The 18,826-nt window shown below is 62.2% G+C and carries 19 protein-coding genes and 1 other RNA gene; 7 read left to right on the top strand and 13 right to left on the bottom strand.

What is annotated here, in order from left to right:
* From GPS82_RS07970 to GPS82_RS07960, 3 genes are all read right to left on the bottom strand, one after another.
* Positions 1-464, bottom strand: a 464-nt coding sequence (locus GPS82_RS07970; RefSeq protein ID WP_296493083.1) for a YceI family protein, incomplete at its 3' end; no start/stop codon positions are given.
* A gap of 61 nt (positions 465-525) precedes the next feature.
* Positions 526-1,101, bottom strand: a complete 576-nt coding sequence (locus tag GPS82_RS07965; RefSeq protein WP_296493082.1) for a YceI family protein — start codon at positions 1,099-1,101, stop codon at positions 526-528.
* A 71-nt stretch (positions 1,102-1,172) separates the two neighbouring features.
* Positions 1,173-1,748: a cytochrome b gene (locus GPS82_RS07960; RefSeq protein ID WP_296493080.1), complete on the bottom strand. Its 576-nt coding sequence runs from the start codon at positions 1,746-1,748 to the stop codon at positions 1,173-1,175.
* Between the two features lie 183 nt (positions 1,749-1,931).
* Between GPS82_RS07960 and GPS82_RS07955 the strand changes: the two genes are divergently transcribed.
* Positions 1,932-2,726, top strand: a complete 795-nt coding sequence (locus tag GPS82_RS07955) for a class III extradiol ring-cleavage dioxygenase (RefSeq protein ID WP_296493078.1) — start codon at positions 1,932-1,934, stop codon at positions 2,724-2,726.
* A gap of 23 nt (positions 2,727-2,749) precedes the next feature.
* Here GPS82_RS07955 and GPS82_RS07950 read toward each other — a convergent pair whose 3' ends face one another.
* The 4 genes from GPS82_RS07950 to GPS82_RS07935 form a co-directional block, all read right to left on the bottom strand.
* The gene (locus tag GPS82_RS07950; RefSeq protein ID WP_296493076.1) at positions 2,750-4,000 is read right to left on the bottom strand and encodes a CaiB/BaiF CoA-transferase family protein; all 1,251 of its coding nucleotides are present in this window, start codon (positions 3,998-4,000) and stop codon (positions 2,750-2,752) included.
* A gap of 193 nt (positions 4,001-4,193) precedes the next feature.
* Positions 4,194-5,387: an acyl-CoA dehydrogenase gene (locus GPS82_RS07945; protein WP_296493074.1), complete on the bottom strand. Its 1,194-nt coding sequence runs from the start codon at positions 5,385-5,387 to the stop codon at positions 4,194-4,196.
* A 168-nt stretch (positions 5,388-5,555) separates the two neighbouring features.
* Positions 5,556-7,007: a glycosyltransferase family 39 protein gene (locus GPS82_RS07940; protein ID WP_296493071.1), complete on the bottom strand. Its 1,452-nt coding sequence runs from the start codon at positions 7,005-7,007 to the stop codon at positions 5,556-5,558.
* Positions 6,991-8,025, bottom strand: coding sequence for a glycosyltransferase family 2 protein (locus GPS82_RS07935; RefSeq protein WP_296493068.1), 1,035 nt, complete (start codon positions 8,023-8,025; stop codon positions 6,991-6,993). The genes GPS82_RS07940 and GPS82_RS07935 overlap by 17 nt, the downstream gene beginning before the upstream one ends.
* 118 nt (positions 8,026-8,143) lie before the next feature.
* Between GPS82_RS07935 and GPS82_RS07930 the strand changes: the two genes are divergently transcribed.
* Positions 8,144-9,055, top strand: a complete 912-nt coding sequence (locus GPS82_RS07930) for a LysR substrate-binding domain-containing protein (protein ID WP_296493066.1) — start codon at positions 8,144-8,146, stop codon at positions 9,053-9,055.
* A gap of 41 nt (positions 9,056-9,096) precedes the next feature.
* Here the strand turns inward: GPS82_RS07930 and GPS82_RS07925 are convergent, their stop codons facing one another.
* Positions 9,097-10,590, bottom strand: coding sequence for a potassium/proton antiporter (locus GPS82_RS07925; RefSeq protein ID WP_296493064.1), 1,494 nt, complete (start codon positions 10,588-10,590; stop codon positions 9,097-9,099).
* Positions 10,591-10,774: 184 nt separating this feature from the next.
* Between GPS82_RS07925 and GPS82_RS07920 the strand changes: the two genes are divergently transcribed.
* Positions 10,775-11,923, top strand: a complete 1,149-nt coding sequence (locus GPS82_RS07920) for an aminotransferase class V-fold PLP-dependent enzyme (protein WP_296493061.1) — start codon at positions 10,775-10,777, stop codon at positions 11,921-11,923.
* A 108-nt stretch (positions 11,924-12,031) separates the two neighbouring features.
* Positions 12,032-12,907, top strand: coding sequence for a protease HtpX (htpX, locus tag GPS82_RS07915; RefSeq protein ID WP_296493059.1), 876 nt, complete (start codon positions 12,032-12,034; stop codon positions 12,905-12,907).
* A gap of 96 nt (positions 12,908-13,003) precedes the next feature.
* Here htpX and GPS82_RS07910 read toward each other — a convergent pair whose 3' ends face one another.
* The 4 genes from GPS82_RS07910 to cysK form a co-directional block, all read right to left on the bottom strand.
* Complete coding sequence (locus GPS82_RS07910) at positions 13,004-14,731, bottom strand: FAD-dependent protein (protein ID WP_296493055.1); 1,728 nt, start codon at positions 14,729-14,731, stop codon at positions 13,004-13,006.
* Positions 14,732-14,798: 67 nt separating this feature from the next.
* Positions 14,799-15,179, bottom strand: a complete 381-nt coding sequence (locus GPS82_RS07905; protein WP_296493051.1) for a PIN domain-containing protein — start codon at positions 15,177-15,179, stop codon at positions 14,799-14,801.
* Positions 15,176-15,379: a type II toxin-antitoxin system VapB family antitoxin gene (locus tag GPS82_RS07900; RefSeq protein ID WP_296493048.1), complete on the bottom strand. Its 204-nt coding sequence runs from the start codon at positions 15,377-15,379 to the stop codon at positions 15,176-15,178. The genes GPS82_RS07905 and GPS82_RS07900 overlap by 4 nt, the downstream gene beginning before the upstream one ends.
* A 74-nt stretch (positions 15,380-15,453) precedes the next feature.
* Positions 15,454-16,371 carry a cysteine synthase A gene (cysK, locus tag GPS82_RS07895; protein WP_296493045.1) on the bottom strand — a complete coding sequence of 306 codons (918 nt, stop codon included), beginning with the start codon at positions 16,369-16,371 and terminating at the stop codon, positions 15,454-15,456.
* A 113-nt stretch (positions 16,372-16,484) separates the two neighbouring features.
* On the opposite strand from cysK, the gene rnpB reads away from it, so the two are divergent.
* An RNA gene (gene rnpB / locus GPS82_RS07890) (RNase P RNA component class A) lies at positions 16,485-16,828 on the top strand.
* 70 nt (positions 16,829-16,898) lie between these two features.
* Here the strand turns inward: rnpB and GPS82_RS07885 are convergent.
* Entirely contained in the window at positions 16,899-17,426 is a 528-nt protein-coding gene (locus tag GPS82_RS07885; RefSeq protein WP_296493043.1) for an Rrf2 family transcriptional regulator, read from the bottom strand.
* Between the two features lie 138 nt (positions 17,427-17,564).
* On the opposite strand from GPS82_RS07885, the gene nhaR reads away from it, so the two are divergent.
* Together nhaR and GPS82_RS07875 are read left to right on the top strand one after the other, a co-directional pair.
* Positions 17,565-18,461: a transcriptional activator NhaR gene (gene nhaR / locus GPS82_RS07880; protein WP_296493040.1), complete on the top strand. Its 897-nt coding sequence runs from the start codon at positions 17,565-17,567 to the stop codon at positions 18,459-18,461.
* Positions 18,462-18,495: 34 nt separating this feature from the next.
* Positions 18,496-18,826 (top strand): M15 family metallopeptidase (locus GPS82_RS07875; protein WP_296493037.1); only part of this gene is annotated, 331 nt, incomplete at its 3' end.

Below are 18,826 nucleotides of genomic sequence, written 5' to 3'. Positions count from 1 at the left end.
TCGCCACCGCACACTTCGCGCTTGAGCATCGGGCTGTCATAGCAGTTGAAGTTGGTGGCCTTGAGCGTGACCGGGTGTGTTTTGCCCAACAGCGTCAGCTTGCCAGTGACGTCGGCCAGCTTGTCGCCGCTGAAGTTGAATTTGTCCGACACAAAGCGCACCTTGGGATGCTTGGCGGCATCGAACAGGTCGGCGCTTTTCAGGTGCTCGTCGAATTTTGCAAAGCCGGTGTTGACCGAAGCGGCGTCAATCGAGATATCGACCTTGCCTGTCTTGGCGGCCCGGTCAAAAGAGATGGTGCCCTCTTTTTTGTCAAAGCGGCCGCGGTTGGTCGAGGTGTTGAAGTGGCTGATTTCAAAGGTCGCATAGGTGTGTGACGGATCGATGGCGTAATCGGCCGCCTGGGCTTGCGACACCCCCGCGAGCAGGGTCAGGGCAGTGGCTGTGATAAGTGATGAACGCATGGGAAACTCCAGAAAGGTTGAGGGAGGGGGTTGGGAAAAGAAAAATTTGCGCTGGGTTTGGTCAGGGCAGCTTGGGCAGCCCGCTCATGGCCAGCTTGAACCTGATCTGAACGTCGTCGGCCACCATCGAGGTGTCGGCCCATTCGCCGTCGCCAATCTTGAACGCCAGTCGTTTGATCGGCAGCACACCGGTGGCCGTGGTGACCGCGCCGGCTTGCGCCATGGTCAGCGGCACCAACACCTCGCGCGTCTGGCCCTTGATGGCGAGTTGGCCGGCCACTTCGTACTTGCCGCCGCCCAACGCCTTGAAGGCGGAGGAGGTGAACTGGGCTTGCGGGAATTTGGCGGCGTTGAACCAGGTGGCCTTGGGCAACTCGTAATCCATTTCAGGCGAGCCCATCGTGGCGCTGCCAATGTCCACGTTGAAGGTGACCTTGCTGGTGGCGAGCTTGGCCGCGTCAAAGTTGATTTGGGCGTCAAACTTTTTGAAATGCCCCTGCACTGGCACCCCCATTTGTTTGATCTCGAAGGCGATGCTGCTTTGCGCGGGCAGCAGTTTTTGCTGGGCCGAGGCAGGCAGGGCAACCGCGCCCATGGCGGCCACCAGCAGGGCAGGAATGCAATCACTGACATTCATATAACTAACTCCAAAAAAATAAGGTTTCGTAGCCCGGATGTAATTCGGGGGGTATTCGTGAGGGCATCCGGTTACCGCCCGCCTGGCAGCATCCGCCCCAGCAGACCGTCCCGGTCGATCAGTTGGTGTTTGATGGCCGCAGCAACGTGCAGGCCAGCCAGCGCCATCAAGGTCAGCGCCAGCCACTTGTGCACCGGTTTGATCAGCTCAGCCAGTTCCTTGTTCGCCGGCAACAGGTCGGGCAACGGAATCTGGCCAAACCAGACAATCGGGAACCCCGCCGCCGAACTGTAGGCCCAGCCCATCAGCGGCACGGCAAAGAACAGCACGTACATCACATGGTGCGTGGCATGGTAGGCCTGCATCTGCCAGCCGGGCATGGCTTGACTGATGGCCCTGGGCAGCGCCGGTGGGCGGTGCGTGACACGCCACAACAAGCGCAACACGGTCAGCGCCAAAAAGGTCACCCCCGCCCACTTGTGCCAGTTGTAAAGCTTCAGTCGAAGCGGTGAAAACGGCAGATCGGTCATGTACACGCCAACCCCGAACATGCTCACGATGACCAGCGCCAGCAGCCAGTGCAGCAGGATTGCCACGCTGCTGTAGCGCGCGGCTTGTCTGGTATGGTCGGACGGGGGTGGGGTCAAAATGCTTCTCCGTGAATGGGGGCGAACAGGGTTGTTTCTGAGGCGATGGGCAAAGTTTAAAGTCTGGTCGATCCAAAATGCTTCAATTGGATTGATGTTGGAGTTCGAATAATTTCAATAATCGCGGCTTGTGTTCTCGCATACTTGGAGCCTCTTCAGCCTTGCCCAACTTTGGAAGCCGACATGAGCCCTACTTTGCAGCGCGCCCCTGTTTTCTTTATCTCGCACGGTGCCCCGACCTTTGCCCTGGAGCCCGGGCAGCTTGGCGCCAAGCTGCTTGCCATGGGGCAAAACCTCACCGGCATCAAGGCGGTGCTGGTGGTGTCGCCGCACTGGCAAACCCGCGAGCTGCAGGTCTTGACCACACCGAGGCCCGAGACGGTTCACGACTTCGGCGGCTTCCCGCCAGCGCTGTACCAGTTGCAGTACCCGGCGCCGGGCCAGCCCGAGTTGGCCCTTGAAGCGCTGCAGTTGTTGATGCACGCGGGCTGGAGCGTCACGGCCGACGCCAACCGTGGTCTGGACCACGGCGCTTGGGTGCCGCTGTGGCACTTGTTGCCCAAGGCCGATATTCCTGTTTTTCAGGTGTCTCTGCCGCACAGTCTGGATACCGCAGGAGCGCTGGCGCTGGGCCGTGCCCTGGCGCCAATGCGGGACCGTGGCGTGCTGATCGTCGGCTCCGGCAGCCTGACGCATAACCTCCGTGACCTGCAGCGCCCCGGCGCGCCTGCGGCGGACTACGCTGTTGCGTTCGCCCAATGGGTCCGTCAGGCCGTGGCCCGCGCCGATGAGGCTGCGCTGCTGGACTACCGTCGCCTGGCGCCGCATGCCGCGCGCGCCCATCCCACCGAAGAGCACTTTTTGCCCTTGCTGGTGGCGCTGGGCGCCAGCGCCGAGGGGGAGGCCGTGCAGCGCATTGCCGGCGACATCACCCACGGCGTGCTGTCAATGGAGTCCTATGCTTGGGGCCTGGACTGACGCGGCCTGAGGGCAGCGCCCGATCACACCACGCCGCGCTCGCGCAAGCGCGCCACTTCCCCGGCATCCAGGCCCAACTCCGCCAGCACCTCGTCGGTGTGCTCGCCCAAGGCGGGCGGCGGACGCTGCAGCACCGGTGGCGTCGCCATCAGGCGCAGCGGGCTGGCCACCGTGGCGATGGATGCCACCGCGACCGGGGAAGGCTGGCGGCTGGTGACAGCCTGATCCACCCTTAAACCCCGCGCCTGCACCTGGGCGTCGGCAAAGGCCTGACCCATGTCGTTGATCGGGCCGCAGGGCACGGCCTTGTCTTCCAGCAGCGCAATCCACTGGCCCGTGCTGCGCGTGCGCGTGACCGTCTGCAGCATCGGGACCAGTGACTCACGATTTTTCACGCGCAGGGTGTTGCTGGTAAAGCGAGCGTCCTTTGCCCATTCGGGGTGGCCGGCGGCCTCGCAAAAGCGCGCAAACTGGCCGTCGTTCCCGATCGCCAGCAGCATGCTGCCGTCCAGCGTCTCGAAGGTCTGGTAGGGCGCCAGGCTGGGGTGGGTGTTGCCCTGGCGCTGCGGCACCCGGCCGGTGTTCAAAAAGCCTGCCGCCTGGTTGGCCAGCACCGCCATGCCCACGTCGAGCAGCGCCATGTCGATGTGCTGGCCCTCACCCGTGCGATGGCGTACCTCGATGGCCGCCAGAATGGCGCTGCAGGCGTAGATGCCGGTGAGCACGTCCACCAGCGCCACCCCCATGCGCATCGGGCCGCCGCCGGGCTCGCCGTCCGCGTGGCCGGTGATGCTCATCAGCCCGCTCATGGCCTGGATCATCAGGTCGTAACCGGCGCGCTCGGCGTAGGGGCCGTCTTGTCCAAAGCCGGTCACCGAGCAGTAAATCAGGCGCGGGTTGGCCGCCTTGAGGCTCTCGTAATCCAGCCCGTATTGCTTCAGGCCGCCAACCTTGAAGTTCTCCACCAGCACGTCGCTTTGCGCTGCCATTTTCAGGATCAGCGCCTGGCCCTCGGGCTTGGCCATGTCGAGCGTGATGGCGCGCTTGTTGCGGTTGCAGGCGGTGAAATAGGTGGCCTCTGTTGTGTCGTTGCCATCCGCATCCTTGAGGAACGGAGGTCCCCAGTGGCGCGTGTCGTCGCCCGCGCCGGGGCGTTCGACCTTGATCACGTCGGCACCCAAATCCGCCAGCATCTGGGTGCACCAGGGGCCGGCGAGCACACGCGAGAGGTCGAGGACTTTGAGGTGGGAGAGAGCGGCTGGTTTTGCTGTCATTTTGATTTTTGAATGCAAGGTTGATTCGTTGCGGTTGATGTGCTGGTGACTTGTGACTGGCTGTGCGGGCCAAGGCTGGGGGCCTCAGACGCGCTTCGCTTTGCGACATCGGCCCCCACCGACTAACGCGCTTCCAGCTCTCAATAGTCCAAAAATCGAAATTAATTGGAATCTGACCCCAATTAACTACAGGTCAACAAAAAGCCTGAATGCCGGTCTGCGCGCGGCCCAGAATCAGCGCGTGGATGTCGTGCGTGCCTTCATAGGTGTTGACCACTTCCAGGTTGACCAGATGGCGCGCCACCCCAAATTCGTCGCTGATGCCGTTGCCGCCCATCATGTCGCGCGCCAGCCTGGCCACGTCGAGCGCCTTGCCACAGGAGTTGCGCTTCAGGATGGAGGTGATTTCCACTGCCGCCGTGCCTTCGTCCTTCATGCGGCCCAGCCGCAGGCAGCCTTGCAGGCCGAGCGCGATCTCGGTTTGCATGTCGGCCAGCTTCTTTTGAATCAGCTGGTTGGCGGCCAGCGGGCGGCCGAACTGCTGGCGGTCCATCACGTATTGGCGTGAGCGGAACCAGCAGTCTTCGGCGGCACCCAGCGCGCCCCAGGCGATGCCGTAGCGGGCGCTGTTCAGGCAGGTGAACGGGCCCTTGAGGCCCTGCACCTCCGGGAAAGCGTTTTCCTCGGGGCAGAACACGCCGTCCATCACAATCTCGCCGGTGATGCTGGCGCGCAGGCCCACCTTGCCATGAATGGCTGGCGCGCTCAAGCCGGCAGCGCCTTTGTCGAGCACAAAGCCGCGGATCGGGCCGACCTGGCCGGACTCTGACACCTCTTTCGCCCAGACCACAAACACATCGGCAATCGGGCTGTTGGAAATCCACATCTTGCTGCCGGACAGCTTGTAGCCGCCGGGCACCTTGACGGCCCGGCTCAGCATGCCGGCCGGGTCGGAGCCGTGGTTGGGCTCGGTCAGGCCGAAGCAGCCGATCCATTCGCCGGTGGCGAGTTTGGGAAGATACTTTTGTTTGGTGGCCTCATTGCCGAATTCGAAAATGGGCACCATCACCAGCGAGCTTTGCACGCTCATCATGGAGCGGTAGCCGCTGTCCACACGCTCGACTTCGCGGGCAATCAGGCCATAGGCCACGTAGTTGAGGCCGGGGCCGCCATACGTTTCTGGAATGGTGGGCCCAAGCAGGCCCAGTTCGCCCATTTCACGGAAGATGCCGGCGTCGGTTTGCTCCTTGCGAAAGGCCTCGATCACGCGCGGCTGCAGCTTGTCCTGGCAGTAGGCGGCGGCGGCCTCCTTGATCATGCGCTCGTCGTCGCTGAGTTGACTGTCGAGCAAAAAGGGGTCTTGCCAGTTGAAGCTTGCGTGGGCCATAAAGAATCTCCGGAGGGTTAGGTAGGTGACGCATGGTAGCCTGCTGCCGGGTCACAGGGCAAACGACTTATTCTCATTGAGTCATGAGATTAGCGCATATATTGGTCTTGAATTTGGCACTGGGACACCAAGACGAGCACTGTTAGATGACTATTCAACACTTCTTGTTCAGGGGTTGTTGGGGCGCCCGGCAATTTCCGTCAACACGAATTCGTGGCTCTCAAAAAGAGGCTTGAGTGGCTGGTTCAATATTTTCGAGACCCTGTTCAGATCGTCTTTCGGCAAAGCCAGGTACAACCTGTGGGTCGGCCGGGTCTGACGCGTCAGCTCTTTCAGGGTGATGGCGCCTGCCTGTCCGCGCGAATAAAACGTGGCCGAAAAAGGAATCTCATTCAGGTAGAGCAATTTGTCTTCGGCTTGCATTTGGTGCATGGCGTAGGCCACCAGATGCTTCTCGGTCTTGAGCCGCAAGGGATCTAGCACGCCCAGCACCATGTAGGCAGTTAACGCCAGCGGCACCAAACTGGTCAAGGCGACCAGCAGGCGCCTGGCAACCTTGCTGCTGGCCTGCGCGGGGGCCAACGCCAGTGCCAGCAACACGCTGAAGGGCGCCAGCGCCGGCAGCATGTAGGTCCACAGAATGTTGTCTGAAAGCGAGAAAAAGGCGGGCGTGAACAAGGTCCAAGCCACCAAGTAGGCCTTGTCGGGATCGCGCCGCATTTGCCACAGGGCCGATCTTTTTACCGGGTTCCAAAGCTGGCGCAGCAGCAAGGCCAGCGCCACCAGCCCCCAGGGGAACGACGCCATCAGCGCGTCGGCCCAGATGGCGCCTTTTATGCGCCTGTGCGCCACGCCGTACAGGTCACCGGCCCAGCCGGAATCAATGAAGCGCAAGAAATGCTCGCCCACCAGAAAATAGTTCAGGAAGCCGGGGGTCTTCAGCTCGGCCAGCAGGTACCAGGGCGCGCTCAGCAGCAGCATCAGTGCCAGCCCACCGAGCCAGGGCAATTGTTTGAACGCGCTTCTGATGGACGGGTACAAGATGACCAGCGGCAGCAGGGGACCGGCCACCAGCACCAGCATGAGCGGCCCCTTGGCCAGCAGACCCAGGGCCAGGGCGACAAAAAAACCATAGCGCCAGGCCGGGTGTCGCGTCTTGGCAGACAGGGCCAGTGCCACCATGGCCCAAGTGGTGGCCAGCGCCAAAAAGGGGTCGGTGATCACGGCGCCCGAGGCGATGTAAACCAGCGCACAGGTGGCGTAAATCAACACCGCGCCTTGGGCAATGCGCTCGCCAAAAAAGCGCCTGGCGTAAACAAACAGCAGCCCCATGCTGCCCAGGGTGGCCAGCCAAGACGGCAGCCGGGCGGCCAACTCGGTCACCCCCAGCAACCTGAAAGCCAGCGCCTCAGTCCAGAACGACAGCGGGGGTTTGCCCCAAAAAGGCTGGTCCGGGGTAAACCAGGGCGTGATCCAGTCGCCGGTCACCGCCATCAGGCGCGCCACTTCGGCATACCTGGGCTCGGACGTGCCGGCCAGCGGCAACCACGCCATGCTGACCAGGCGAAGGCCCAGAATCAGGCCCAGCGCCCACCACCAGGGGCTAATTCTGGGGCGCATCGGTGCGATTTTGTGGCTCGGCGGGCGTATCAGGCAGTGCGCGTGGGTGATGAACCACGTCGCGAAGCACATAAAGCGGGCGCTGCTTGCTCTCAAAATAGGTTTTGCCAACATATTCGCCAACCACACCAATCGACAGCAGTTGCACCCCGCCGAGGAAGGTGATGACGGCAATCAGTGACGGATAACCGCCAACGGCATTGCCATGCAGCAGCGCGTCAATCACGATCCACAGGCCAAAAGAAAAGCCGAGCAGCGCCGCCATCAGGCCCACACCGATGGCCCAGTGCAGCGGCTTCACCGAAAACGAGGTGATGCCCTGAAAGGCCAGGCCAAACAGGGCCAGCGTGTTCCATTTGGTGTCGCCCGCAGCGCGGGCATCGCGGTCGTATTCAATCACCTGGGTGGGAAAACCAACCCAGGCGAACAGCCCCTTCATGTAGCGGTTGCGTTCCGGCAATTGCTTCAAGGCATTCACGGCGCGCCGGCTCATCAGGCGAAAGTCGCCGGTGTCGGCGGGAATCTCGACATGGCTGAGCCAGTTCAACAGCCGGTAATACAGATGCGCGCTGAGCCGCTTGTGCCAGGACTCGCCAGCGCGCGAGCGTCGCTTCATGCTGACGATGTCGGCCCCGGCGTGAAAGGCCGCCAGCATTTGCGCAATCAGTTCGGGCGGATCCTGCAAGTCGGCATCGAGCACCACCACCGCGTCGCCGACCGACAAATCCAGGCCTGCCGTCAGCGCCGCCTCTTTGCCAAAGTTGCGGCTCAGGCGCACCGCCTTGACTTCGGGGCAACTGGCCGCCAGTTGAACCATGTAGTCGCCGCTGCCGTCGCGGCTGCCATCGTCAACCAGCACCAGTTCATAGGAAACGGCCAGCGGTGCCAACAGGCGCGTCAGCCGCTCATACAGCATGGGCAGCACAACGCGTTCGTTGTAAATAGGGATGACGACGGACAGGTGAACCTGGTCCGGTGTCCTTGAGTCGGGCAGCCAGGAACCGGATTCAGGACGCATGGGGTTCGCCTGTGCTGGAAAAGGAGAGGGTGTGGGTCAAAGTGGCCGCATCTTAACGCCTGGCGTGGCGGCCTTGCTTGCCTGACACGCGGCTGCATTTGTTTCTATCATGTGGGGCATGCGCAGAAAAATACCTTCCCTTCAAGCTCTGGCCTGTTTTGAGGCGGCGGCGCGCCACCAGAGCTACACCCGCGCCGCGCAGGAACTGGCGCTCACGCAGGGTGCGGTGTCGCGCCAACTCACCGCGCTGGAAGAGTTTGTCGGGGTGGCGTTGTTCAAGCGCACCCGCCATGGCGTTTCGCTCACCGACTGCGGGCGCGACTACGCCGCGCAGGTGGCCGTTCGCCTGCAGGCGCTGGAGCAGGACACGCTCGATGTCATGAGCATGCAGGGGCGTGGCAGCGTGCTGCACCTGGCGGCGGTGCCGACCTTTGCCACGCGCTGGCTGATTCCGCGTTTGCCCGCCCTCAAGCGCGCGCAGCCCGGCCTGACCGTGCACATCGAGACGCGCACCCGGGCCTTCATGTTTGCCGACACGCCGTTTGATTGCGCGCTATTTGCCGGCACGCCCGACCAGGTGCGCCAGTGGGCGGGCACCCGGGCGGTGAAATTGCTCGATGAAGTGGTGCTGCCGGTGTGCCATCCCGGCCTGCTGCAGGGGCAAGACAATTTTTCCCCCGAGGCCCTTGCGCTGCTGCCCCTGCTGCAGCAAAGCACGCGGCCAGATGCCTGGCGCCAGTGGTTTGAAGCCCAGGGCGTTGCTGCTGTGCAGGCGCTGTCGGGCGCGCGTTTCGAGCAGTTTTCCATGACGGTGGCCGCCGCCGTGCACGGCATGGGGGTGGCGCTGGTGCCGCGGCTGCTGATTGCAGACGAGTTGGCGCGCGGCGAGCTGGTGGTGCCCTGTGACCGGCCTTTGGCGAGCCAGCGCGCCTACTACCTGGTGCGCCCCGAGGGCGATGACAGCCCGCCCGCCACACAGATCTTTCTGGACTGGCTGCTGCTCAATACTGGCATCGGCATGGCAGACTGAAGTCCGCCCCACAGAAGCCAGGCAGACATAAGCCGGGCGGGTCAATCCGGTGGCTCTGACGGCAGGGGCAGCTTCAGGCCAACCACCATGACGACACCATCCGACATCTTGCGCACACTCAATTCGGCGCAATCCAGCGGGACATGGTCGCCCACCACCAGGGGTCTGCGGATGATTGTGGTCAGCCAGGCGTCCGCGGGAAGTTCGGCATCTTCGGGGGGCTGCAGGCCGTAAAAATCGCAGATATCAGCCACTTTGGTGTTGGCTTGCAGAGTGAAGTCGCCAAACGTCGCGCGCACGGCCGGCAAGTCGTCCTGATCAGGCACCAGCACGCCCATGCGCTGCGCAAACCAGCCAATCGTGGTGCCTTGCAACAGCAGCGAAGCCAGCACCACCACAAAAGCCACGTTGAAGATCATCCGCGCCTCGGGCAGGTTGGCCATAAAAGGAAAGATCGCCAGCACAATGGGCACAGCCCCGCGCAGGCCAACCCAGGAGACATACGCGATTTCCCGGCGCGTGAAACGCAAGGGCGCCAGACACAAGCTAACCGCCAGCGGCCGGGCAACAAACATCAGCACGGCCGCCACGCCCAGCGCAGGCCAGACAAACCCCTCGATCTCCGAAGGCGTCACCAGCAAGCCCAGCAACACGAACATCAACGCCTGCGACAGCCAGGCGTAGCCGTCAAGCGCAGACAGTGCCGACTGGACAATGCGCGGCGCCCTGCGGTTCAAGACGATGCCAAGCAGGTAAACGGCCAGAAACCCCGATCCGCCGACCCAGGTGGTGAGGGCGAAGGTGATCAGGCCCGCCATGGCCAGCAGCAGGGCAATGACGGCACCGGAGTCCTCCAGCTGCTCAATGCGGTGCAAGGAAAACGCAAGCACCCGCCCAATGCCGATGCCCAGCAGCAGACCCCAGGCGAATTGCTGCAGCAACGACCACGCGATGACACGCCACGCCAACGCCTCGCCACCGTTGCCGGTGGCTGAGGCCAGGCCGATCAGGGTCAGTGTCAGGTACACCGCCATCGGGTCGTTCATGCCGGACTCGATCTCGAGCGTGGTGGCAACCCGCTCATTGAGTTGAACGCCCGAGGTCTTGAGCAGTGAAAAAACCGCTGCCGCATCGGTAGAGCCGACGATAGCGCCCAGCAACAGGGCACTGATCCAACTCAACTCCAGCAGATAAACCGCCGCCACGGCAGTGAAACCGGCCGTCAGCACCACACCCAGCGACGCCAGCACCAGCGCCGGCTTCAGCCCGGTGCGAAATCGCGGGTAATCGGTGCGCAGGCCACCGTCGAGCAAGATGATCACCAGCGCAATGTTGCCCACCCAAAAGCTCAGTCGGTAGTCGTCAAACGCCAACCCGCCCGGCCCGTCGGTGCCGGCAAGAATGCCGGTGATCAGAAAGGCCAGCAAAAAAGAGAACCCCCACCTTTTCGAGAACACACCCACCAGCACGCTGACAAAAATCAGCGCGGAGGCGCCGAGCAAGGGCAGGCTGAGAAAGTCAAGGTTCAGGTTCATGTTGGGCGCAATTATCCTTGGCACCTGCGGCGGCAAGCGGTTAGCCCTGCTGGCTTTGGTGACAATGGCCTGCGGGCAGATAACGCCCGGTCAGCGGCTGGCGCAAAGACGTTTTGGAGTGTCAGATGGCTGCCACTATGCTAAGCTGACTGCCATTCAAACCACATAAACAGGAGCGCTTTTCATGCCCGGACTTCTTCCCAACATTGACCCTGATGGCCTGCTTGAGTTTTCGGTGGTCTACACCGACCGTGCGCTCAACCACATGTCCAAACGCTTTCAGGGCGTCATGAAAGACATCTCCGGCATTCTCAAGGAGGTGTACCACGCCCAGGCGGCGGTGCTGGTGCCGGGCAGCGGCACTTTCGGCATGGAAGCCGTGGCGCGCCAGTTTGCCACCGGCAAAAAAGCCCTGGTGATCCGCAACGGCTGGTTCAGCTACCGCTGGACGCAGATTTTTGACATGGGCAGCATCCCCGCCGAATCGATCGTGCTCAAGGCGCGCCGCGTGGGTGAAGGCTCGCAGGCGCCCTGGATTCCGTGCCCGGTGGATGATGTGGTGGCCAGTATTCGCGCCAACAAGCCCGATGTGGTGTTTGCCCCCCATGTGGAAACCGCCGCCGGCATGATCCTGCCCGACGACTATCTGAAAGCCGTGAGTGACGCCGTGCACGAGGTGGGCGGCCTGTTTGTGCTGGACTGCATTGCCTCGGGCGCGATGTGGGTCAACATGGAGGCCACCGGTGTCGACGTGCTGGTAAGCGCGCCGCAGAAAGGCTGGAGCGGCTCGCCCTGCTGCGCCATGGTGATGCTCAGCCCGCGAGCCCGCTCGGCAATAGACGCCACCACCAGCACCAGCTTTGCCTGCGACTTGAAGAAGTGGTTGCAGATCATGGAGGCCTTTGAGAAGGGCGGCCACGCCTACCACGCCACCATGCCGACCGATGCTTTGGTGCGGCTGCGCGAGGTCATGCAGGAAACCCGCGACTATGGGTTCGACAGGGTCAAGGCCGAGCAGGCGGCGCTGGGCGCCCGGGTGCGCGCCTTGTTTGAGAGCCGTGGCATCAAGAGCGTGGCCGCCGATGGCTTCAAGTCCCCTGGCGTGGTGGTGAGCTACACGTTTGACGCCGACATCCAGAACAGCAAGAAGTTTCTCGCGCTGGGTCTGCAAACGGCGGCTGGCGTGCCGCTGCAGTGTGACGAGCCGGCTGATTTTTCGACCTTCCGTGTCGGCCTGTTCGGGCTGGAGAAACTGCACAACCCCGAGCGCAGCGTGGCGCACCTGGCAGCGGCGCTGGATGCCATGGGCATGGCCGAGGCGGCCGTCAAATAGGTACTTGATGTGGGGAATTAAGCCCTTGCGGCCTTGATTTTTGCAAGGTCGCCACTACCATTCGCTGACCGAAACGGGGATTCCGTTTGATTCAGTGAAAAGGAAAACATGAAACGCATTCTGTTGTTTGTTCTGACCAATGTCATGGTCGTGGCCGTGCTGGGCACGGTGGCGAGCCTGCTGGGCGTGAACCGCTACCTCACGGCCAATGGCCTGGACCTGGGCGCATTGCTGGGCTTTGCGCTGGTGATTGGCTTTGGCGGCGCGATTATCTCGCTGCTGATCAGCAAGCCCATGGCCAAGTGGACCTCGGGTGTGCGCGTCATCAACCAGCCGGCCAATGTCGATGAGGCATGGATCGTCGAGACCGTGCGCAAACTGTCCGAGAAAGCCGGCATCGGCATGCCCGAGGTGGGTATTTTTGAAGGCGCCCCCAACGCCTTTGCCACCGGGGCCTTCAAGAACTCGGCGCTGGTGGCGGTCAGCACCGGTTTGCTGCAAGGCATGAAGCACGAGGAAATCGAGGCTGTGCTTGGCCACGAAATCGCCCACGTGGCCAACGGCGACATGGTCACCATGACGCTGATTCAGGGTGTGATGAACACCTTTGTGGTGTTCCTGAGCCGCGTGATCGCGTATGCCATCGACAGCTTTTTGCGCAAGGGCGACAGCAACAACTCTGGCCCCGGCATCGGCTACATGGTGACCACCATCGTGCTCGACATCGTGCTCGGTTTTGCTGCAGCGATTGTGGTGGCCTGGTTCAGCCGCCACCGCGAGTTCCGCGCCGACGCCGGTGCCGCCCAACTGATGGGACGGCGCCAACCCATGATCAACGCGCTGGCCCGGCTGGGCGGCATGCAGCCCGGCGAATTGCCCAAGAGCGTGGCCGCTTTTGGCATCATGGGCGGTGTTGGCAAATTGTTTGCCACCCACCCGCCCATCGAAGACCGCATTGCCGCGCTGCAAAACGCGCAAGCTTGATTCCCGGTAGAAGCCATCGCAGCAAGGGCGCCGCTCCCACAGGGCGCCACTGTAGGAGGCCCGTCCTCGGGCCGAAGGCTGTCCTGGCTTGGTGATTCATGGCTTGAATGCAATCGCCAGCGCCTCGGCCACCTTGATGCCGTCCACCCCGGCTGACAAAATTCCGCCGGCATAACCCGCGCCTTCACCGGCCGGGTACAGGCCGCGCGTGTTGACACTCTGAAAATCGTCGCCGCGCGGCATGCGCAGCGGCGACGAGGTGCGGGTTTCCACCCCGGTCAGCACCGCGTCGGGCATGTCAAAGCCCTTGATCTTTTTGCCAAAGGCGGGCAAAGCCTCGCGCAGGGCGGCAATGGCATAGTGCGGCAGGGCGGGGTGCAGGTCGCCCAGTTTCACGCCCGGCTGGTAGGACGGCAGCACCGTGCCAAAAGTGGTGGACGCCCGGCCCTCGATGAAATCGCCGACCAACTGCCCTGGCGCCTCGTAGTTGCTGCCACCCAGCAGATAGGCGCCGGATTCGAGCCGGCGCTGCAGATTGATGCCCGCCAGCGGGTGTGTGGCGCCGGGGTTTTGCGCTTTGAGGTGTTCGGCTTCTTCGGCATAACGCTGGCCCGCGGCGCTGCCAAAAGCCTGCACAAAGGCTGCTTCGTCCTGATCAAAGTCGGCAGGCTCGATGCCCACCACCATGCCCGCGTTGGCGTTGCGCTCGTTGCGTGAGTACTGGCTCATGCCGTTGGTCACCACACGGCCCGGCTCGCTGGTGGCCGCCACCACCGTGCCACCGGGGCACATGCAAAAGCTGTACACCGCGCGGCCGTTGCTGGCGTGGTGCACCAGCTTGTAGTCGGCTGCGCCCAGACTGGGGTGGCCGGCGTGGCGGCCCCAGCGGGCGCGGTCGATCAGACTTTGCGGGTGTTCGATGCGAAAGCCCACCGAAAACGGCTTGGCGTCAATGGTCACGCCGCGCTCATGCAGCATGGCAAAGGTGTCGCGCGAACTGTGGCCCAGCGCCATCACCACCTGGTCGGCGCGCAGCGCGTACGACTGGCCGGTGGCCTGGTCGAGCACGGTGAGGCCGCGCAGCTGGCGGCGTTGCGCGCCGTCTTCGACCAGCACATCGATCACGCGCTGTTCAAAACGAATCTCGCCACCGAGCGCAATGATCTGGGCGCGCAGGTTTTCCACCACCTTGACCAGCTTGAAGGTGCCGATGTGCGGATGCGACTCCACCAGAATCTCGGGCGGCGCGCCGGCCTTGACGAACTCTTCCATCACCTTGCGTCCCAGATGGCGCGGGTCCTTGATCTGGCTCCACAGCTTGCCATCAGAAAAGGTGCCGGCGCCGCCCTCGCCGAACTGCACATTGCTTTCGGGGTTGAGCACATGTTTGCGCCACAGGCCCCAGGTGTCCTGGGTGCGCTCACGCACCTTCTTGCCGCGCTCCAGCACGATCGGCTTGAAGCCCATGTGCGCCAATATCAGTGCGGCAAAAATGCCGCAGGGGCCAAAGCCCACCACCACCGGGCGCAGCGCCAAGTCGGCCGGCGCTTGCGCCACCAGTCGGTACGCCATGTCAGGGGTGGGAACAATGTGCGGGTTGCCCGCGTGCTGCTTCAGCAAGGCCGCTTCCTGCTCAGGCTTTGCCAGCGTCACATCGACAATATAAACCACCCGCACCTGCGCCTTGCGGGCATCAAAACTGCGTTTGAAAATGTGCCACTCAAGTACATCCGCAGGCTGGAGCGCCAGCGTTTGCAGGATTAGCGAATTGAGGTGCTCGGGCGTGTGGTCAAGCGCGAGCTTGAGTTCAGAGAGTCGGATCATGTCGGGTGCGTGGTGGGCTTGTGTTTATCAAGCAGAGCCGCGCATTTTAGAAGACGCGACTGAATCCTCAGGACTGCAATAGCGGTCGATAAGATTTATTGAGCTCTTTGGCAACTTGTTCAAGTCGCTTGTCAAATGTCCAAATTAGCACTTTGTCAGTCAGCAAAACGGAAGCGAGCAAACTCAAGTCAACCAGCCCGCAACCACGACCGAACAAACGAAAGTTCTCCAGCATGGCCAGAATTTCGCTCGTTGTGGCGCGGGTCGTGCGTTCGAGCTCAGCCAGCATGTCAATGATGGCGCGTCGATTGGGCGGTGTGCCACAGGCGATTTCCATCACGACGTAGGGGTGGCAGACGACCAGACCGTTTTCCAGCAACGTCACAAGCTGATCGTTTCTTTGCTTGAAGTGGCCCACCCACACGGATGAGTCAACCAGCACGTTCATGAGGTAGCTTCTTCACGGCGGCGCGGAACCAGTTCAATGTCTGGTGCCATGCCGCCAAGATCGGCCAGACGGCGAGCCGTTTGCCGTTGAATGAATGCCTTGACGCATTCTCTGATCAGTTCCGACTTTTCGATGCCGGGTGGCGCCAGAGATACGGCTTTGGCATAAAGCTGCTCGTCAATCGTCAGTGTGGTGCGCATCATCTTCTCCTGCATCAATTAATGCATCATTTTGCATCAAATGCTGATAGTTAGCACATGCTTTGACACATCAGTCAGCTCGGCAAAAAGCCCTCGACCGACAGATAACGCTCGCCAGTGTCGTAGTTGAAGCCCAGCACCTTGCTGCCAGCCGGCAGCTCGGGCAGTTTTTGGGCAATGGCGGCGAGTGTGGCGCCGCTGGAAATACCCACCAGCAGGCCTTCTTCGCGGGCGCTGCGGCGGGCGTATTCACGCGCGGGTTCGGCGTCGACCTGGATCACGCCGTCGAGCAGGTCGGTGTGCAGGTTTTTGGGGATGAAGCCGGCGCCAATGCCCTGGATCGGGTGCGGACCGGGCGTGCCGCCCGAAATCACGGGCGAGAGCACGGGTTCGACCGCAAACACTTTCAGCTTGGGCCATTTGGCCTTCAACACCTGCGCCACACCGGTCAGGTGGCCGCCGGTGCCAACGCCGGTGATGATCACGTCAATGCCGTCGGGAAAGTCGGCCAGGATTTCCTGCGCGGTGGTGCGCGCATGCACGTCGATGTTGGCCGGGTTGTCAAACTGCTGCGGCATCCAGCTGCCGGGCGTTTGTGCCACCAGTTCTTCGGCGCGGGCAATGGCGCCCTTCATGCCTTTTTCACGCGGGGTCAAATCGAAACTGGCGCCATAAGCCAGCATCAGGCGACGGCGCTCGATGCTCATGCTGTCGGGCATCACCAGCACCAGTTTGTAACCCTTGACAGCTGCCACCATGGCCAGGCCGACGCCGGTGTTGCCCGAGGTCGGTTCGATGATGATGCCGCCGGGCTGGAGCGCGCCAGAGGCCTCGGCGGCCTCCACCATGGCCAGCGCGATGCGGTCCTTGATGGAGCCGCCGGGGTTGCCGCGCTCGGACTTGACCCACACCTGGTGCGTGTCGCCAAACAGGCGGTTGATGCGGATGTGGGGCGTGTTGCCAATGGTTTGCAGGACGTTGTCGGCTTTCATGCTGGGCTCCTCGAATGATTGAGCAGTCATTTTGAACCACTTGATCAATTGTTTTGGACATAAGCTTAGAAGCCCCGGCTCTAAGCACGCCTGAGCCGCGATAATCGGTGGGTGAAGCCCGCCAGACTGCCGCTGGTGCAATTCTGGAAACAGAGCACTGGAGGAATGTCCGGACTGCATAGGGCAGCGTAGCAGCTAACGGCTGTCCACTGAAAGCCTTTGGCGCAAGCCAGAGGTATAAGGTGAGGATCAGAGCAACAGAGACGAGCCGATTAAGTTCGGGTGAAACGGGCAATCTCTACGCGCAGCAATACCAAATAGGCACACGTTGATGGGGCCCCCGGAGTGTGCGGGTAGGTAGCACCGAGCCACGCAGTGATGCGTGGCCCAGATTAATGGCAGTCACACAGAAGGCAACTTTTGTGCACAGAATCCGGCTTATCGGTGGGCTTCACAACTAATAACCTCGTGGGACAGACCGCAGTGACGCGCAGCGCACCAGCTCTGTCCCCGACTGATTTCGGATGTCAACCGCGTGCCAGCAACGACTGGCCCAGCGCAAACACCGAATTGGGCGCGTTGGTGCGCACCGGCTGGTGCACCGGTTTCTTGAACACACCGCGGTTGAGCGCCGGCTTTTGCTCAATCTTGACGCCCTTGGCCAATTGGTCGAGCACCAGACTGCGCAGCGTGACCGACTGCATGAAGTCGAGCACCTTGGCGTTCATGGTGTCCCACAGGTCTTGCGCCATGTCGGGGCTTGTCGACATTGTTTCGGTGCTGGCTTTGGCAGGGGATTCGTCTTCTACGGCGCCAATGATGTCAGCCACGGTGATGGCGTCGGCCCGGTGCCCCAGGGTGTAACCACCGCCCGGCCCGCGCGTGCTGATCACCAGCCCCTGCTGGCGCAGTTTGCTGAACATTTGCTCCAGGTACGACAGCGAGATTTGCTGGCGCGTGGCAATGTCAGACAGCGGCACGGGGCCGAGCTTTTCGCGCAGGGCCACGTCGATCATCGCGGTGACGGCAAAACGGCCTTTGGTACTTAATCGCATATAAATTCCTCCTGTCAGTGTCGCTAAATCAGACACAGTGCAAACTATAAGGTTCAAATCACTTCGTGTAAATTCGAATAATAGACAAATTTACTTCGCAAAAAATGAATAATAGACAAGACAATTGAGGGTATTCGCATGAATTTCAAGCACCTGTACTATTTTTGGGTCACGGCCCGCGCCGGCGGCATCATGCGCGCTGGCGAGCAGTTGCACACCACGCCGCAAACGCTATCGGGCCAGATCAAGCTGTTAGAGGACTGGCTGGGGCGCAAGCTGTTTCGCAAGAGCGGGCGCGGGCTGGAGCTTACCGAGCATGGCCGCATGGCGCTGGGTTATGCCGATCAAATCTTCAGCTTGGGCAGCGAGCTGGAAAGCAGCCTGCGCCAGGTGCGCGGCGCCCCGCGGCGGCTTGATTTCAGGGTGGGGGTGGCCGATTCGTTGTCCAAGTCCATCGCCTACCGGTTGCTGGAACCGGCATTTTCAATCGACGAGCCGGTCAAGCTGCTGTGCAGTGAGGGCAGTTTTGACGACCTGCTTGCCGCTTTGGCGTTGCACCGGCTTGACCTGGTCATCGCCCACGAGCCCATGCCCAGGCGCGTCAGCGTCAAGGCCTACAGTCATGCGCTGGGCAGCAGTGTGATGAGCTTTTTTGCCGCGCCCGCCCTGATGCCGCGTTTGTCGGGCAAGTTTCCCGCCTGCCTGGACGGTGTGCCCATGCTGGTGCCGGGCGCCACGGCCTCGGTGCGCCCGCAATTGGAAGGCTGGTTTGCCAAACACCAGATTTCGCCCGTGGTGGTGGGCGAGTTTGACGACGCCGCACTCATGAAAGCCTTTGGCCGCGAGGGCCAGGGCGTGTTCATGGCCCCGCGTGTGCTCGACGAAGAAACCTGCAGCCAGTTTGGCGTGCAGGTAATCGGCCACACCGCCGAACTGGTGGAAGAGTTTTATGCGGTGTCGGTCGAGCGGCGCATCACACACCCCTGCGTGCTGGCCATCACCGACGCGGCGCGTGGGCAGTTGTTCAGCGATTGATTTTTTCAGACCGCTGCAACCGGATAATCCGCCCATGCCCCTCAGAGAAATCAGCCACCCCGCCATCGACATTGACCTGCGTTACGCCACGCCCGACAACTTCACCGGTAAAACCATTTACGACCACGCCGTCGCTTACCTGCATCAGGACGCCCTGGCGGCACTGGTGCGCGCCGCCGAGCTGGCGGCGGCGCAGGGCTTGCGCCTGCGCGTGCTCGATGCCTACCGGCCATCGGCCGCGCAGTGGCGCCTGTGGCAGGCGCTGCCCGACCCGCGCTTTGTCGCCGACCCGCGCACAGGCTCCATGCACACGCGCGGCGTGGCCGTGGACCTGACCCTGTGTGACGCCAGCGGCGTACCGCTGG

It is taken from the genome of Rhodoferax sp., from assembly GCF_011391645.1.
Taxonomy (GTDB): Bacteria; Pseudomonadota; Gammaproteobacteria; order Burkholderiales; family Burkholderiaceae_C; genus Rhodoferax.
Note: the sequence above shows the minus strand (reverse complement) of the source record. Positions and strands in the feature narration are given on the sequence as shown.